The organism is Rhodoplanes sp. SY1, from assembly GCF_046000175.1.
Classification (GTDB): Bacteria; Pseudomonadota; Alphaproteobacteria; order Rhizobiales; family Xanthobacteraceae; genus Rhodoplanes.
Window position 1 is genome coordinate 1 of sequence record NZ_JBEOMB010000339.1, and the last position, 812, is coordinate 812.

At 70.6% G+C, this 812-nt stretch carries 1 pseudogene; it reads left to right on the top strand.

Going from position 1 to position 812, the window contains the following annotated elements:
• Nucleotides 1-812: pseudogene (locus ABTU92_RS29505) on the top strand (hypothetical protein); the annotation flags it as partial.

The window sequence follows — 812 nt, forward strand, 5'->3', positions numbered from 1 at the left end:
CGCCTTCACGACGCAGTTCAGCGACATGGAGGAGCTGACGCTCGCGACCCTGGGCGGCAACGACACGGTCACCATCGTGGCGGCGCCGCCGGCGATCGTGCGCAGCACCACGGTGGAGACCGGGGACGGCGACGATTCGGTGGTGGTCGACGCCTACGGGACCGACACCGTGATCGATCTCGGCGGCGGCGACGACACGCTGTCGCTGCGCGCGACGACGGCCGGCGAGACCATCACGGTCCGGGGCGGGACCGGCGACGACATCATCGCGGTCGAGACCACCGGCACCGACGCGACGACTCTCGTCTACGGTGACGCCGGCCGCGACCTGATCAAGGTGTTCAGCGTCGGTGCCGCCTCGACCACCGAAATCTGGGGCGACGACGGCCGCTACACGATCGACGATCCCGACACCGTCGTGATCTCCGGGGCGGGGATCCCGGACGGCGCCACGGTCACGGCGCACGGCGAGAACCCGAATCCGCCGGACGGGTCGCCGGGCGACACGCTGATCTTCGATCCTGGCACCCTCGGCTACACGCCCAGCATCACCAACCAGCGCTTCGGCACCATCAAGGCGAACGGCCGCGGCACCGTGACCTACGACACCTTCGAGGGCGTCGGCGTCCTCACCGGTCCCTTCGTCACGATCCGCTCGATCGCGACCATCCGCGAGGGCGACGGCGTCACCGTCCTGGTCGACATCCAGCCGAACGGGGCGGGCGGCACGCTCGACGGCGACGTCGTCTTCGACATCGACGGGGACGGCGTGTACGGCGAGGCGATCGGCACCCTGGTCGCCACCAGCGGCG